This is a genomic window from Shinella sp. HZN7, assembly GCF_001652565.1.
Taxonomy (GTDB): domain Bacteria; phylum Pseudomonadota; class Alphaproteobacteria; order Rhizobiales; family Rhizobiaceae; genus Shinella; species Shinella granuli.
In genome coordinates, this window is record NZ_CP015736.1 from 298,488 (window position 1) to 312,925 (window position 14,438).

The 14,438-nt window shown below is 64.1% G+C and carries 15 protein-coding genes; 13 read left to right on the plus strand and 2 right to left on the minus strand.

Annotated elements, in window-relative coordinates; genetic code table 11:
- The first annotated feature begins 143 nt into the window (after positions 1-143).
- The 13 genes from shn_RS01475 to visR all read left to right on the plus strand — a co-directional run bounded on the left by shn_RS01475 (position 144) and on the right by visR (position 12,753).
- Positions 144-1,739, plus strand: coding sequence for a globin-coupled sensor protein (locus shn_RS01475; protein WP_245337348.1), 1,596 nt, complete (start codon positions 144-146; stop codon positions 1,737-1,739).
- A 42-nt stretch (positions 1,740-1,781) separates the two neighbouring features.
- A complete protein-coding gene (locus tag shn_RS01480) occupies positions 1,782-2,081 on the plus strand; it encodes an STAS domain-containing protein (RefSeq protein WP_064328855.1) in 300 nt (99 codons plus the stop codon).
- Entirely contained in the window at positions 2,078-2,443 is a 366-nt protein-coding gene (cheY1, locus tag shn_RS01485) for a chemotaxis response regulator CheY1 (RefSeq protein WP_024270516.1), read from the plus strand. Before shn_RS01480 ends, cheY1 begins: the two co-directional genes overlap by 4 nt.
- A gap of 25 nt (positions 2,444-2,468) precedes the next feature.
- On the plus strand, positions 2,469-4,751 hold the full coding sequence (locus tag shn_RS01490; protein ID WP_064328856.1) for a chemotaxis protein CheA: 2,283 nt from the start codon (positions 2,469-2,471) through the stop codon (positions 4,749-4,751).
- 6 nt (positions 4,752-4,757) lie between these two features.
- Entirely contained in the window at positions 4,758-5,225 is a 468-nt protein-coding gene (locus shn_RS01495) for a chemotaxis protein CheW (RefSeq protein WP_064328857.1), read from the plus strand.
- Positions 5,222-6,127 carry a protein-glutamate O-methyltransferase CheR gene (gene cheR, locus shn_RS01500; protein ID WP_064328858.1) on the plus strand — a complete coding sequence of 302 codons (906 nt, stop codon included), beginning with the start codon at positions 5,222-5,224 and terminating at the stop codon, positions 6,125-6,127. The genes shn_RS01495 and cheR overlap by 4 nt, the downstream gene beginning before the upstream one ends.
- The gene (gene cheB, locus shn_RS01505; protein WP_064328859.1) at positions 6,124-7,182 is read left to right on the plus strand and encodes a protein-glutamate O-methylesterase CheB; all 1,059 of its coding nucleotides are present in this window, start codon (positions 6,124-6,126) and stop codon (positions 7,180-7,182) included. The genes cheR and cheB overlap by 4 nt, the downstream gene beginning before the upstream one ends.
- The gene (locus shn_RS01510; protein ID WP_023514236.1) at positions 7,182-7,571 is read left to right on the plus strand and encodes a response regulator; all 390 of its coding nucleotides are present in this window, start codon (positions 7,182-7,184) and stop codon (positions 7,569-7,571) included. Before cheB ends, shn_RS01510 begins: the two co-directional genes overlap by 1 nt.
- On the plus strand, positions 7,568-8,122 hold the full coding sequence (cheD, locus tag shn_RS01515; protein WP_064328860.1) for a chemoreceptor glutamine deamidase CheD: 555 nt from the start codon (positions 7,568-7,570) through the stop codon (positions 8,120-8,122). The genes shn_RS01510 and cheD overlap by 4 nt, the downstream gene beginning before the upstream one ends.
- 95 nt (positions 8,123-8,217) lie before the next feature.
- Positions 8,218-8,607, plus strand: a complete 390-nt coding sequence (locus shn_RS01520) for a hypothetical protein (protein ID WP_064328861.1) — start codon at positions 8,218-8,220, stop codon at positions 8,605-8,607.
- Between the two features lie 266 nt (positions 8,608-8,873).
- Positions 8,874-10,568, plus strand: coding sequence for a flagellar basal-body MS-ring/collar protein FliF (fliF, locus tag shn_RS01525; protein WP_064328862.1), 1,695 nt, complete (start codon positions 8,874-8,876; stop codon positions 10,566-10,568).
- A 564-nt stretch (positions 10,569-11,132) separates the two neighbouring features.
- Complete coding sequence (gene visN / locus shn_RS01530; RefSeq protein WP_145925845.1) at positions 11,133-11,876, plus strand: transcriptional regulator VisN; 744 nt, start codon at positions 11,133-11,135, stop codon at positions 11,874-11,876.
- Positions 11,877-12,009: 133 nt separating this feature from the next.
- Complete coding sequence (visR, locus tag shn_RS01535) at positions 12,010-12,753, plus strand: transcriptional regulator VisR (protein ID WP_064328864.1); 744 nt, start codon at positions 12,010-12,012, stop codon at positions 12,751-12,753.
- 102 nt (positions 12,754-12,855) lie between these two features.
- Here visR and shn_RS01540 read toward each other — a convergent pair whose 3' ends face one another.
- Positions 12,856-13,299, minus strand: coding sequence for a hypothetical protein (locus shn_RS01540; RefSeq protein WP_064328865.1), 444 nt, complete (start codon positions 13,297-13,299; stop codon positions 12,856-12,858).
- Positions 13,300-13,304: 5 nt separating this feature from the next.
- Positions 13,305-14,438, minus strand: coding sequence for a flagellar biosynthesis protein FlhB (gene flhB / locus shn_RS01545; RefSeq protein WP_064328866.1), 1,134 nt, complete (start codon positions 14,436-14,438; stop codon positions 13,305-13,307).

A 14,438-nucleotide genomic window follows, 5' to 3' on the forward strand; every position in this document is an offset into this window, starting at 1 on the left:
TTTAGCCGGTATTCGAGTTTCACCGAATTTGATCATGGATCGTCGGCTGCCAAGGCTTGGCCCCCGCTCCTCCATGCGAAAATTCAGCGGCTGTCCCAAGGGCGGCCGGGCATCACGGGTTTGGGAGCATACGGGTGCAGGAAATGCCGGCAGAACAGGCTCGAACGGGACAGGCGGCCAGCCTGCGCGACCGTTTGCGCTTTGCCGGTGTGGAAGGCGCCCAGGGCGATACGCTCCGCCGCCATCGCCAGACGCTCGAACGGCATGTCGAAACGGCGCTTCGCGACCTCTTCCAGCGTTTCCAGACCTTTCCCGATGCCGCCCGCCACTTTCAGAGCGAGCGTCAGATCGACCGGCTGCACGACCTCCAGAGCTCCCACTGGAGCGTCCTGACCGACGCGCGGTTCGATGGCCTCTATGCGGAGCGCGTCAAGGTCCTCGCCGACAGCGAAAGCCAGATGGGCCTCGATCCGCGCTGGCGCATCGCCGGCCATTCGATCGTCGTCGAGACGGTCGTGAATGGTTTGATCGAGGAATACTGGCCGAAATCCATCCTGCCCGGAGCCGGAAAAGCCCGCCGGCAGGAGCTGACGGATCTCATCTCCGCCTTCCTGCGCACCGCCATGGTCGATGCGGAGATCGGCGTCTCGCTGCGCTTCAACGAACTGCGCCATGCCCACCACCGGGCGCTCGGCGAGCAGCGGCGCGAGGACCGCGCCGAACTCGACCGCGTCTTCGGCGAGACGATCCGCAGCCTCTCCCAGCTCGATTTCTCCGCCCGGGTTTCCGGCGAGATGCCGGATGCCTGGCGCGACATGGCCGAGACGCTGAACGGCGCGCTCGACGAGATCCAGTCCCGCCTCACCTCCGCCGCTGACCGCGCCAGCGAAAGCGACCGTCTCGTCGGCACGCTCGCCTCCGGCGCCGGCGCCCTTTCGGCCCGGTCGGCCGAGCAGTCCGCGAACCTGATCGAGACGGCCAATGCCCTGGGCTCCATCGTCGAGCGCGTGCGCCAGACGCTCGGCGAGACGCGCAAGGCGCAATCGGCTGCCGCCTCCACGCAGGCCTCGGTCGCGCTCTCGGGCAACATCGTCGGCGAAGCGATGTCGGCCATGGCGGATATCGAGGCTTCGGCGGAAAAGATCGGCCAGATCATCGGCGTGATCGACGAGATCGCCTTCCAGACCAATCTGCTGGCGCTCAATGCCGGCATCGAGGCGGCTCGCGCCGGCGACAGCGGCCGCGGCTTTGCGGTCGTCGCGCAGGAAGTGCGCGCGCTCGCCCAGCGTTCGGCGGATGCGGCGCGCGAGATCAAGCAGCTGGTGACGGGCACCAAGGCGCAGGTCGAGGCCGGTGTCGAGCATGTGCATCGCACCCAGGACGCGATCGGCAGCATCGTGCGCCAGGTCGAGGGCATCAACGAGGCCATCACCGGCATCGTGCGCGAAAGCGCCGTCGATGCCGAAGGTCTTGACGGCGTGACGGCGGATATCGGCCGTGCCGGCCGCGCACTGGAGGCGGATGCGTCCGATGCCGGCCGCCTCGGCGGCGCCGGCGCGGATTTGCACACCGTCATCCTCGAACTCGGCCGGACGATCCGCGAATTCCACGTTTCCGCGCAGCGCGATCCGCGCCGTCCGGTGCGGCCTGCCGAGGTGCGCGCGGCGCCGGAGCGCGACGAGCCGCAGGCTTCTTCCCTCGATTTCCTGGCGGCCCGCGCCGTCGGTTTCGGAGGCTGAGATGATTTTGGTGAGACACTGTTTCAGACAAGGAACACGGTAATGGCGAGCAGGAAAGCCGCTCAGAAAAGTTTAAGCCTTGCCCCCGTTCTCGACCTCAACGAGGCGACGGCGCTGCACCAGCAGCTCATGAAGCTCAAGGGCAATCCGCTGGTCATAGACGCCTCGGCGGTCGAGCGGGTCGGTGCGCTTTGCGCCCAGGTCCTGATGGCCGGGGCGAAGAGCTGGGAAGAGGACAGGCAGCCCTTCACCTTCGGCAAGGTGTCCGATCCATTCATGAAAACGATGCAGCTTATCGGCGTAAATATCGATCACTTGCTGGCACAGGAGGCTAGGCAATGAAGAAAAAAGTCCTGACCGTGGATGATTCCCGGACAATCCGGAACATGCTTCTGGTGACGCTCAACAATGCGGGCTTCGAGACCATCCAGGCCGAAGACGGCGTCGAGGGTCTGGAGGTTCTGGAGAACGCCAACCCGGACGTCATCGTCACCGACATCAACATGCCGCGCCTCGACGGCTTCGGCTTCATCGAAGGCGTGCGCCGCAACGAGAAATACCGGGCGATCCCGATCCTCGTGCTGACCACCGAAAGCGATGCGGAAAAGAAGAACCGCGCCCGCCAGGCCGGCGCGACGGGCTGGATCGTCAAGCCCTTCGATCCGACCAAGCTGATCGACGCAATCGAGCGCGTAACCGCCTAAAATCACTAGTCCAGGATTACTCCCGATGGATATGAACGAAATCAAAGAGATCTTCTTCCAGGAGTGCGAGGAGCAGCTCGCGGAACTGGAATCCGGTCTCTTGAAGCTGAATGACGGTGATCGCGACCCCGAAACGGTCAATGCCGTGTTCCGCGCCGTGCACTCGATCAAGGGCGGTGCCGGTGCCTTCGGCCTCGACGATCTCGTCTCCTTCGCCCATGTGTTCGAGACGACACTGGATTGCGTTCGATCCAACAAGCTGGAGCCCACCCAGGACGTCCTGAAGGTCATGCTGAAATCCGCCGACGTGCTGGCGGACCTGACCAATGCGGCGCGTGACGGCGGCAGCGTCGACGAGGCCCGCAGCCGCACCCTCATCCGTGAGCTGGAAGCGCTCGCCCATGGCGAGGCGCCGGCCGCTGCCGAAGCGCCTGCGCCGAAACCCGCAGCCGCTGCCCCCAAGGCAGCAGCACCGGCGCCGGTCGTCGAAAAGCCGCCGGTCAACGACGAAGGCTTCCAGCCGATCCCCTTCTCCTTCGGCGATTTCGACGAGGAGCCGGCCGATCGCTACGTGCCCACCTGCCAGGTCGTCTTCAAGCCGAAGAAGGATCTCTATGCCAAGGGTAACGAGGCTGTGCTTCTCTTGCGCGATGTCTCCCGCCTCGGCGAGATGAGCGTCTACTGCGACATGGACAGCCTGCCGCCGCTCGACAAGATGAACCCGGAGGAGGCCTATTTCTCCTGGAAGATCTCTGTCACGACCGACAAGGGCGAGGACGGCGTGCGCTCCGTCTTCGAATTCGCCGAGTGGGACTGCGATCTCGACATCCACACCATCGAGGAAGATGTGGTCGGCGAGGCATCGGACGACGAAGAGCTGCCGATGCAGCCGGTACCGTTCGACCTGTCGATGCTCGACGAAGGCGGCCCGTCCGCCGGCGGGGAAGAAGAGTCGACCGCGGTTGAAGGCGATGCCGCCGCTGCCGTCGCCGCTGCCGAAACCGCCACCAAGGTTTCCCAGGCCGCCAGCCGCGCCGCCGAGAACGCCAAGGCGGCCGCCTCGGCTGCCGGCGCTGCGCAGGCGAACCAGGCCGCTGCCGCCGGCCAGACGATCCGTGTCGATCTCGACCGCGTCGACCGCCTGATCAACCTCGTCGGGGAGCTCGTCATCAACCAGGCGATGCTCTCGCAGAGCGTCGTGGAGAACGACAACAACGGTGCCTCCTCCATCAATATGGGCCTTGAGGAGCTGCAGCAGCTCACCCGCGAGATCCAGGATTCGGTGATGGCCATCCGCGCGCAGCCGGTGAAGCCGGTCTTCCAGCGCATGGCCCGTACCGTTCGTGAAATCGCCGACATCACCGGCAAGTCGGTCCGCCTCATCACCGAAGGCGAGAACACCGAAGTCGACAAGACCGTCATCGACAAGCTCGCCGAGCCGCTGACGCACATGATCCGCAACGCGGTCGACCACGGCCTCGAAATGCCGGAGAAGCGCGAAGCCCTCGGCAAGAACCCGGAAGGCACGGTCCGCCTCACGGCAAAGCACCGCTCGGGCCGCATCGTCATCGAGCTGGCCGATGACGGCGCCGGCATCAACCGCGAGAAGGTGCGCCAGAAGGCCATCGACAACGACCTGATCGCGGCGGATGCCAACCTGTCGGACGAGGAAATCGACAACCTGATCTTCCATGCCGGCTTCTCCACCGCCGACAAGGTGTCGGACCTGTCCGGCCGCGGTGTCGGCATGGACGTCGTCAAGCGTTCGATCCAGGCGCTCGGCGGCCGCATCTCGATCTCTTCGAAGCCGGGCCAGGGCTCCGTCTTCACCATGAGCCTGCCGCTGACGCTTGCCGTGCTCGACGGCATGGTGGTCACGGTCGCCGGCCAGACGCTCGTCGTGCCGCTGACGGCCATCGTCGAGACGCTGCAGCCGGAGGCCTCCGCCATCCACTCCTTCGGTGCCTCGCAGCGCCTCATCTCGATCCGCAATTCCTTCTGCCCGCTGGTGGATGTCGGCCGGATCCTCAACTTCCGCACCATCCAGGCCAACCCGATCGAAGGCGTCGCGCTGCTCGTCGAATCGGAAGGCGGCGGCCAGCGCGCCCTGATGGTCGATGCCATCCAGGGCCAGCGCCAGGTGGTCATCAAGAGCCTGGAGGCCAACTACACCCACGTGCCCGGCATCGCCGCCGCGACCATCCTCGGCGACGGCCGCGTCGCCCTCATCCTGGACGTCGATGCGGTGGTCGCCGCCTCGCGCGGCCAGTCCCTGAAACAAGACATCTCGCTTGCTGCCACCGGTTAAGAAGCCATGACGACGTATGCGGTAAAGAATCTCACGCACGGACGCGAACTGATCGCCTTCAGGATCGGCGAGCAGGAGTTCTGTGTGAACATCATGTCGGTCCGGGAGATCCGTGGATGGACCCCGGCGACGTCGATGCCGCACGCGCCGCCCTATGTGCTTGGCGTCATCAACCTGCGCGGCGCCGTGCTGCCGATCGTCGACCTGTCGCTGCGCCTCGGCATGAAACCGGCCGAGCCGACCGTGCGCCATGTCATCATCGTCGCCCAGGTCGGGCCGAAGGTGGTCGGCCTGCTGGTGGATGCGGTCTCCGACATCCTGACCGTGACGAATGAGAACATCCAGCCGACGCCGGACATCGCCAACGAGGCGGAGAAGGCCTATGCCCGCGGCATCCTCGCCATCGAGGGCCGCATGATCTGCCTCATCGAACTCGATTCCCTGTTCCCGCATACCGAAAGCGAAGCCGCATGACCTATTCCTCGGCCATCGACACGCGGCAGCCGCCGGATGAGTGCCTGGCAAGCGGCGAATATCCGCTGACGCGCAAGGACCTCTCCGAGATTGCGGCGATGATCTATGCGGATGCCGGCATCTATCTCAACGAGACCAAGGCCTCGCTCGTCTATTCGCGCCTGTCGAAGCATATTCGCCAGCTCGGCCTGAAGGGTTTTCGCGAATATTGCGCGCTCGTGTCCTCGCCGGCCGGCGCGTCGGCGCGCAAGGAAATGCTGTCGCACCTGACAACGAACTTCACGCGCTTCTTTCGCGAGAACCACCATTTCGAGCATCTGAAGAGCGAGGTCCTGCCGGAGCTTCTGGCCCGTGCCCGCAATGGCGGCCGCGTGCGCATCTGGTCGGCCGCCTGCTCGGACGGGCAGGAACCCTATTCGATCGCGCTCACCGTGCTCTCGCTGATGCCGAACGTCGCCGACTACGATTTCCGGATTCTCGCGACCGACATCGACCCGAAGATCCTCGCCGTCGCCCGGGCCGGCGCCTACGACGCCAATGCGCTCGAAACGGTCAACCCCGCCATGCGCAAGCAGTTCTTCCGCGAGACGGATACGGGCGGCCGGCAGAAGTGGCAGATCGACGACCGGGTCAAGCGGCTCATCACCTTCAACGAACTGAACCTGATGGCGCAATGGCCGTTCAAGGGGCCGTTCGACGTCATCTTCTGCCGCAACGTCGTCATCTATTTCGACGAGCCGACGCAGATGAAGATCTGGTCGCGCTTCGCCGGCATGCTGGGCGACAACGGCCACCTCTATATCGGCCACTCCGAGCGCGTCTCGGGCGAGGCGAAGAACCAGTTCGACAATATCGGCATCACAACCTACCGCTACACCGGCAAGCACAGGAGGAGCGCATGATGGCACCCGCGCGCGTACTCGTCGTCGACGATTCGCCGACCATGCGCGGCCTGATCACGGCCGTGCTCAATGCCGACCCCGAGGTTAACGTCATCGGGCAGGCCGGCGACGCCATGGAAGCCCGCAACGCGATCAAGCAGCTCAATCCGGACGTCGTGACGCTGGATATCGAGATGCCGAACATGAACGGGCTCGAATTCCTCGACAAGATCATGAAGCTCAGGCCCATGCCGGTCATCATGGTCTCGACGCTCACCCATCGCGGCGCCGAGGCATCGCTGATGGCGCTGGAGATCGGTGCCTTCGATTGCGTCGGCAAGCCGCAGCCGGGCGATGCCCGCCCCTTCGGCGACCTTGCCGAAAAGGTGAAGGCCGCCGCCCGCTCGCAGCGCCGCCAGCTCCGCACGGACGTGCCGCCGCTCGCGCCGACCGCCGCCAACGTCAACCCGGCCGCCGCCTACAAGCCCGGCCGCCGGGTGATCGCCATCGGCGCCTCGACGGGCGGCGTGGAGGCGCTGATCGCGGTCCTGCAGAAATTCCCGGTCAATTGCCCGCCGACGGTCATCACCCAGCATATGCCGCCGACCTTCACCAAGAGTTTTGCCGACCGCCTGAACCGGCTCTGCGCTCCCGTGGTGCAGGAGGCGACGGACGGCGCGCGGCTGGAGATCGGCAAGATCTATCTGGCGCCCGGTGGCGAACGCCACCTCCAGATCGCCAACCCGCATGCGCCCTGCTGCCGGCTGGTGGAACGGGATCCGGTCAACGGCCATCGCCCGTCGGTGGATGTGCTGTTCGATTCGGTGGCCGAGCTTGCCGGCCGGAACGCCGTCGGCGTCATCCTCACCGGCATGGGCCGGGACGGGGCAAGCGGTCTGTTGAAAATGCGCCATGCAGGGGCGCGGACCATCGGCCAGAACGAAAAAACCTGCGTCGTATATGGAATGCCGCGAGTGGCTTTCGAGCTTGGCGCCGTAGAACACCAGTTTCCGCTCTCCTCCATCGGGGAGGAAATCTTGAAAATCACTGCGGCCCGTAGAGAAGGGAGCGAATAATGTCTATCGCTGAAAAAATCAAAGTCCTTATCGTTGACGATCAGGTGACCAGCCGCCTGCTGCTGGGCGATGCCCTGCAGCAGCTTGGCTTCAAGCAGATCACGGCGGCCGGCGACGGCGCGCAGGGCATGGCCATCATGTCCCAGCAGCCGCACCATCTCGTCATCTCCGACTTCAACATGCCGAAGATGGACGGCATCGAGTTCCTCCAGGCGGTGCGGTCCAACCCCACCACCAAGAAGGCGGCGTTCATCATCCTGACCGCGCAGGGCGACCGCGCCCTGGTGCAGAAGGCGGCGGCGCTCGGCGCGAACAACGTTCTGGCCAAGCCGTTCACCATCGAAAAGATGAAGGCGGCCATCGAAGCCGTGTTCGGGGCATTGAAATGATATCAGACGCCGGGACGCGCCGCGTCCATGTCATTCAGGGCGAATACAAGGTCCTCAACGACCCGAATGTGGTGCTCACCACCATTCTCGGGTCCTGCGTGGCCGCCTGCATGCGCGACCCGGTGATTGGCGTCGGCGGCATGAACCACTTCCTGCTGCCGGGCTCGGCCGAGGCCATGGCCTCGGGGGGCGATGCGACGCGCTACGGCGTGCATCTGATGGAACTTCTGATCAACGGCCTCCTGAAGCAGGGCGCGCGGCGCGACCGGCTGGAAGCGAAGATCTTCGGGGGAGCGAGGACGATCGCGCGCTTCTCCAATGTCGGCGAGCAGAATGCGCGCTTCGCGCGGCAGTTCCTGATGGACGAAGGCATCAAGGTCGTCGGGGAGAGCACCGGCGGCGAACATGGCCGCAAGCTGGAATACTGGCCATCGAGCGGCCGGGCCCGGCAATATGCCCTGACGGGCGTCGAGACGCAGAAGACGGTGGCGCTGGAACAACGGCCCGTACCCGCCGCCAAGCCTGTCGAAAGCTCGATCGAATTCTTCTGAGCGGCGGTTTCGCCGCAAGGACGCGAAAGTACGAACAGTATTGCGTAGTCGGCCGTCCCAGAAGGAGACGGCCTCGTACGGGAAAAGGGTAACCCATGCAAGCCGAGTATCTGAGTGCAGCCACTGCCATGGAGGAAGCCCTTCCGGATGTCCTGATGCGGATCGTGTCCGAACTGCACGATGTCGCCTATCTGATCGAGCGCATAGAGCCGCAGCTTGCCGGCGTCCACGGCGATGCCGTGCTGGATGCCGCCGAACGCATGATGGTGCTCCAGGGCATCGACCTCGCCGTCCAGAAGACGCGGGGTCTCGCCGAGTTCATCGACACGATCACCGCAAGCATTCCCGATAGCTGGATCGTCGATGTCACGACGGCGCTCAATCTGGTGAAACTTGCGGACATGCAGAAGGCGCTGAGCAACGGAATGCGCCACGGCCACTCCCAGCCGCTCGGCAAGGCCGCCGGCGATTTCGAAGCCTTCTAGCCAGTTCCTCAATATAATCAGGATGTTCGGCGGCGCCTTCGGGGCGCCGTCTTTCGTTTTGCCGCTTTCGTTCCGCGCGCGGCAACGAAATGCTCGCGCAAGTTTCACGGTCTAGTCTCCAGCCCGGATCGGTTAGATCCGCGTATTCCATGGGGCAGGTCGGTGCGTGCGGAAATGTACCGGCTCCGTCCCACGAGATTGAAAATGCGTCTGATCGCGCCGGCATGTCGGCCGGGGTCCAGGCGACTAGTCCGTGCGGGAACAGAATGAATCTGTTGGAACAGTTGACGAAAGTCTACAAGAACCTGGCTTCGCTGGGGCAGGCGAAACTCGCGATGCTGGCGGGAGCCGCCGTCGTTTCGATCGGTCTCGTGCTTGCCGCGGGGATCATGGTCAACAAGCCCGCCTATGAGACGCTCTATGTCGGCCTGGAAAAGACCGACGTGAACCAGATCAGCCTGGCGCTCGCCGAAGCCAGTATCGATTTCAACACCGGCACGGACGGATCGAGCATCGATGTGCCGGTCGGCCAGACGGGCAAGGCGCGGCTTTACCTGGCCGAGCGCGGCCTGCCGAGCAGCGCCAATTCCGGCTACGAACTTTTCGACAAGGTCGGCTCCCTCGGCCTCACCTCCTTCATGCAGGAGGTGACGCGCGTTCGCGCGCTCGAAGGCGAGATCGCCCGCACCATCCAGCAGATCAGCGGCATCGCCGCCGCCCGCGTGCACATCGTCATGCCGGAGCGCGGCAATTTCCGCAAAGCCGAACAGGTGCCGACCGCTTCCGTCATGATCCGCGCGAGCGCGCAGGCGGGCCGCGAATCGGCCGCCGCGATCCGCCATCTCGTCGCCGCCTCGGTGCCGGGTCTGGAAGTTGACGGTGTGACGATCCTCGATTCGGCCGGCCAGCTGCTCGCCTCCGGCGACGATGCGGAGAACGGTGCGATCAACCGTTCGCTGACCGCCGTTCAGACCGTGCAGAGCGAAGTCGAGCGCAACATCGAAAAGGCGCTCGCGCCCTTCCTCGGCATGGAGAATTTCCGCGCCAGCGTCACCGCCGCGCTCAACATGGATACCCAGCAGATCCAGGAGACGGTCTACGATCCGGAATCGCGGGTCGAGCGCTCCGTTCGCGTGACGCGCGAAAGCCAGAAGTCGCAGCAGCAGGCCGACAACAAGGCCGCCACCGTCGAGCAGAACATTCCGCAGGGTGGCCCCGAAGGCCAGGCCAACGGCCCGCAGTCGAGCGACGAGGCCGATAAGAAGGAAGAGCAGACCAACTACGAGATCAACAGCAAGACCGTTGCCACCATGCGCAACAGCTACACGGTCGAGAAGCTGTCGGTCGCCGTCGTGGTCAACCGCGCCCGCCTTGCGGCCATGGTCGGCGAGCCGGCCGACCAGGCGAAGGTCGATGCCTATGTCGCGGAGATGCAGAAGATCGTCTCGTCCGCTGCGGGCCTCAATGTTGAGCGCGGCGACGTCATCACCATCACCGCCATGGAATTCCTCGATCACCAGCTTCTCGACGAAGCCGTGGCAGGGCCGGGCGTCATGGAAGTGCTGACGCGCAATCTCGGCGGCATCATCAATGCGCTCGCCTTCCTCGGTGTCGCCTTCGTGGTGGTCTGGTTCGGGCTTCGTCCGGCGGTTCGCTCGGTCACGGGCGGCGGTGCCTCCGCCAATGCGCTGGACAGCGACATGGGCGGCCTCGAACTGCCCGACTTCTCGCCCGCCGCCGGCGTCGGCGGCCCCGGTGCCACCCTCATGGACGGCTTCGGCGCGGACTTCGGCTTCGACAGCACGGACGACCTGCTCAATGCCGGCGACGATGGCGACGGCGCCTTCAACCGCCGCGTCAAGGAAGGCCCGGAGCGTCGCCTCAGCCGCATGGTCGAGATCAGCGAGGAACGCGCTGCGAAGATCCTGCGCAAGTGGTCGGCCGAAAAGGAAGCCGCCTGATCAAGGCACCCGAAGAGGAACAGCGACGCGGCCGGAAACGGCCGCGTTTTCGTTTGCGCAGAAAAAAAGCGATGTCCGTTTTTGACGTCTGCCTGTCGCTTTTCGGCAACGCTCATTCAGCCCCCTTGCAGCAATTTTGTCTTACTGGCGTCCCCACCATCGGAGCGTGCGTTCACGGGGCCGTGATCGGTGAAAAAATTCTATCGCCGCTGCGGTTGAGTGAGGCTCCCGCAGGTTGCAATTTTTCCACGAATTAGCAGTGCCTTTTGCGGTTTCGTCGACCATGCTGTGCCAATAATTCATGGTTAACAATGGGTTAACTTATCGTTTCCCATCGATGGCCAGCAAGCAAATCACCTTGCACGTGTCGACTCACAGAAGCCGGCAAAAGTAAATCCCGAGAAGATGGCGGTGGTTTTTAGCGATGGCCGATGTACACTTTAGCTACTGATTCGCTTGGTGATTCTTGCCGATGCGGCCTGACCGGGAAGGGTTCGGACGGTTCCGAACGTTTGGCGGGAAGGAGGCATGGATCTCCGTTCGGAATCGGAACAGGGGGCTATCATGGAAACGATCCGGTCGGATGTCGCGGCCTGGGAATCCTATGGATTCTCTGCCGAGACGGGTGAGCGTAAGAGTGCGCGTGAACTTTTGGTTCAACACCTGGGACGCTGTGCGGATCGCGCCGGCCTGTCCTGCGGCCTGAGGGCACTGACCGATTATGGCAGCGCCTCCCACTACCTTCTCGTCCGGCACGACATCTCGCCCGAAGCGGGCATGGAGACGGTCGTCGCCTCGGACTGGCCTTTCGACATGGTGCGCAGCATTGCCGGTGCCGTCGTCGCCAGCCAGTCCCGCATGAGCGAACTCGACAAGTGCCTCGGCCTGCTGAAGCCCTGCTTCCATCACATGGCCGACGACATTGCCATGCCGAAGGGCGTCAGCCGTGAATATTGCATCATCGCCTTCCAGGTCGGCCGGGTGCGCATGTCGCTGCTGCTGCTCTTCCCGGAGCATTTCATCCTCTCCCAGAGCAAGCTGCGCGATGTCGGCGTGATGACCGGCTATTTCGCCAGCGTCTGCTGCCAGGGCGTGATCGCCCGGCAGGACCGCGAGATGGACCTCACCGAACGCGAGATCGAGTGCCTCTACTGGATCGCCGAGGGCAAGACGAGCGACGAGATCGCAGTCATCCTCGGGATCTCGCGCAATACGATCAACAACTACATCACCAGCGTGATGCGCAAGACCGCGACCAAGACGCGGTCGGAGGCGATCGCCTGGGCCGTTCGCAACAGCCTCGTCTAGGGCATGTCCAGCCGGAGCGGCATCGCTTCGGCACCGGACAATGCGGCAAAACATATGCCGGAGCGATTGCGGCAAGGTGCTTGAGTGGTTCTGCGTCCGGAACGGCGCAGGATAAACAGACAGGAGAACTGCCATGGACATCCAGCTTTCCTCCCCCGCTGTCCTGGAGACGGAAATCCGCCTCGCGCGGCCGCCGAAGGCGGCGCGGGCGTCCGATTTCGTCTCCCGCCTGCAGTTGATGCAGGCGGTCATCGGCGCCGAGCATTTCGCGGTGCTCCGCCTCAGCGGCCATGGCCTGCCGGCGGCGCGCAAGCTGACCCTGTCGCTGCACAACTGGGCGCAGGATGTCGATGGCAACGCCCGCGCGCTTCTGGAGGCCCATGGCGCTGCCATGCTGGCCCATCTGGAGGCCTCCATGCTGCCGCTGCTCTGGGAAGGAGCGGGGGACAACCAGTTCGCCGAATCGGGCGCCGAACCCTTCACGGCGCGTCTTCCCGCGCGGCTGCTGCCCTGGTCGGGCATCGCCTTTCCCGTTCGCCTCGGCGCGCATGGCAACGGCTATGTCGTCTTCACCGGTACCTTCATCGCCCCGTCCAGCGACCTCATCGTCGACATGCACATGAAGAGCTGCCAGGTGCTCATCGACATGCTGGCCGGCGAGGAGCGCAAGCTCGCGCCGTCCGAAGCGCTTAGCGAACGCGAGATCGCCTGCCTGCAGATGGCGGGCGACGGGTGCATCTCCGAGGCGATCGCCGAGAAGATGGGCCTTTCCGTGCACACGGTGAACGCCTATCTCGGCACGGCCACCACCAAGCTCGACGCGGTCAACCGCATCCAGGCGATCGCCAAGGCCATCAGGCTTGGATATATTACCTGACGCGATCGCCTGCGAACAGAAACGTTTAGGCACTGCAGCACCCGCTCTGGCCGGCAGGCCAAAGGGGGAATAGGCGATCCGTCTACGAAATCGAAAATTGCTTCAGTGGGCGTGCTGCGACCCCGAATCGGACTTCACATATTTCGCCTCCGCAAGGCTTTTCCGCAGGAAGTCCGTGTTGTCGTCGGGATCGGCGGACGGATTGTTGAAGGCCACGTGGGTGACCTCCACGCCGGCCTTGTCCTTCTGCAGCAGGAGCTTGGCATAGACCGTCACGCCCTGCGGGCGCAGTTCCATGTCCAGCGTCACTTCCGGTTCGGTGTCCCAGTCGAGACGGTAGTCGCCGCCGGCGCCGAAATTGACCGTGCCGGGCAGGAAATAGAGTTCGGCCGCCGAAGAGACCAGGTCGGCGAGGTTCCCGTAGCACTCGAAACGCAACAACGAGACGAGATCGGCGGCATCGAGCAGGCGAAGCTCAGTGGCGACCGGGCAGATTGCTTCTGCAACAATCTTCTCGCGCTCGGCGGAATAGGTGCATTTTCTCATCGGATCTAGTTTACCCGTCTGGTCTGGGGCGAGGCTGCGTAAACCCGGTGAATCAGCTCCGCCACGGCTTTGTAGAACACCGGCGGAATGACACTATCCACCGAGACTTGCGCAAACATTGAGCGGGCGAGCGGCGGGTCTTCGAAAACGGGTATTCCGTTCTCCTCGGCGATCTCGCGAATCTTCAGCGCGACGAGGTCCTGGCCCTTGGCGACGACGACCGGCGCATCGCCCTCTTCGCGCACATAGCGCAGCGCGACGGCGAAGTGGGTCGGGTTGGCGATGACGAGCGTGGCGCGCGGCACGGCGGTGATCATGCGGCGGCGGGCGCGGTCGCGCTGGATCGAGCGCATGCGGGCCTTCACGATCGGGTCGCCCTGCGACTGCTTCATTTCCTCCTTCACCTCCTGCTTCGTCATCATCAGCTGGGTAAACCAGTGATGGCGCGTCCAGGCAAAATCGATGCCGGCGATCAGGGCGGTGGCGAAGAGGATGATCAGCAGAACCTTGTTGATGTCCGACGTCATCATGTAGACGAGCGCCGCCGGCTCGGAGAACATCGTGTCGAGCGAGGCGAAATAGTCGCCGCGCATGGCAAGCGCCACGACCAGCGAGACGATGAGGATCTTGATCAGCGACTTGCCGAACTCGACGAGGCCCTGCTTGCCGAACAGGCGCCCGAGGCCCTTCATCGGGCTGAGGCGGGAGATCTGCGGACGCACCCGTTCCAGCACCGGGCTCGGCAGGTTCTGCAGCACCGAGGAGGCGATGCCGAACAGCATCATCATCGCGAGGATGGGCAAGAGAAGTGCGCCGGCCTCCCAGCCGAGATGGCGGAAGATGGCGATGACGTCGGTGCCGGTCTTGAGGTTCCAGGCCTCCGGCTGCTCGAAGAAGTCGCGCAGCGTCTCGTTCATGCGGGAAACGCCTCCCGGCATGAAGAAGACGAGGAAGAGATAGATCGCGAGCGTCGAGGCGAAGATGGTGATTTCGCGCGAGAAGGGGGTGTTGCCCTTCTCCATGGCGTCGCGAATCTTCTTCTCGGTCGGCAGTTCTGTTTTGCTGTCCTTGTCTTCGTCCGACACGTCGCGCTCCCGGGCCGTCGTGGACGGCCAAAAACAAACGGCCCGAACTCCCAT

Excerpts from the sequence above, each read along its gene's own strand:
- shn_RS01475 (WP_245337348.1), top strand. The coding sequence starts at position 144 with ATGCCGGCAGAACAGGCTCGAACGGGACAGGCGGCCAGCCTGCGCGAC.
- shn_RS01480 (WP_064328855.1), top strand. The coding sequence starts at position 1,782 with ATGGCGAGCAGGAAAGCCGCTCAGAAAAGTTTAAGCCTTGCCCCCGTT.
- cheY1 (WP_024270516.1), top strand. The coding sequence starts at position 2,078 with ATGAAGAAAAAAGTCCTGACCGTGGATGATTCCCGGACAATCCGGAAC.
- shn_RS01490 (WP_064328856.1), top strand. The coding sequence starts at position 2,469 with ATGGATATGAACGAAATCAAAGAGATCTTCTTCCAGGAGTGCGAGGAG.
- shn_RS01495 (WP_064328857.1), top strand. The coding sequence starts at position 4,758 with ATGACGACGTATGCGGTAAAGAATCTCACGCACGGACGCGAACTGATC.
- cheR (WP_064328858.1), top strand. The coding sequence starts at position 5,222 with ATGACCTATTCCTCGGCCATCGACACGCGGCAGCCGCCGGATGAGTGC.
- cheB (WP_064328859.1), top strand. The coding sequence starts at position 6,124 with ATGATGGCACCCGCGCGCGTACTCGTCGTCGACGATTCGCCGACCATG.
- shn_RS01510 (WP_023514236.1), top strand. The coding sequence starts at position 7,182 with ATGTCTATCGCTGAAAAAATCAAAGTCCTTATCGTTGACGATCAGGTG.
- cheD (WP_064328860.1), top strand. The coding sequence starts at position 7,568 with ATGATATCAGACGCCGGGACGCGCCGCGTCCATGTCATTCAGGGCGAA.
- shn_RS01520 (WP_064328861.1), top strand. The coding sequence starts at position 8,218 with ATGCAAGCCGAGTATCTGAGTGCAGCCACTGCCATGGAGGAAGCCCTT.
- fliF (WP_064328862.1), top strand. The coding sequence starts at position 8,874 with ATGAATCTGTTGGAACAGTTGACGAAAGTCTACAAGAACCTGGCTTCG.
- visN (WP_145925845.1), top strand. The coding sequence starts at position 11,133 with ATGGAAACGATCCGGTCGGATGTCGCGGCCTGGGAATCCTATGGATTC.
- visR (WP_064328864.1), top strand. The coding sequence starts at position 12,010 with ATGGACATCCAGCTTTCCTCCCCCGCTGTCCTGGAGACGGAAATCCGC.
- shn_RS01540 (WP_064328865.1), bottom strand. The coding sequence starts at position 13,299 with ATGAGAAAATGCACCTATTCCGCCGAGCGCGAGAAGATTGTTGCAGAA.
- flhB (WP_064328866.1), bottom strand. The coding sequence starts at position 14,438 with ATGGGAGTTCGGGCCGTTTGTTTTTGGCCGTCCACGACGGCCCGGGAG.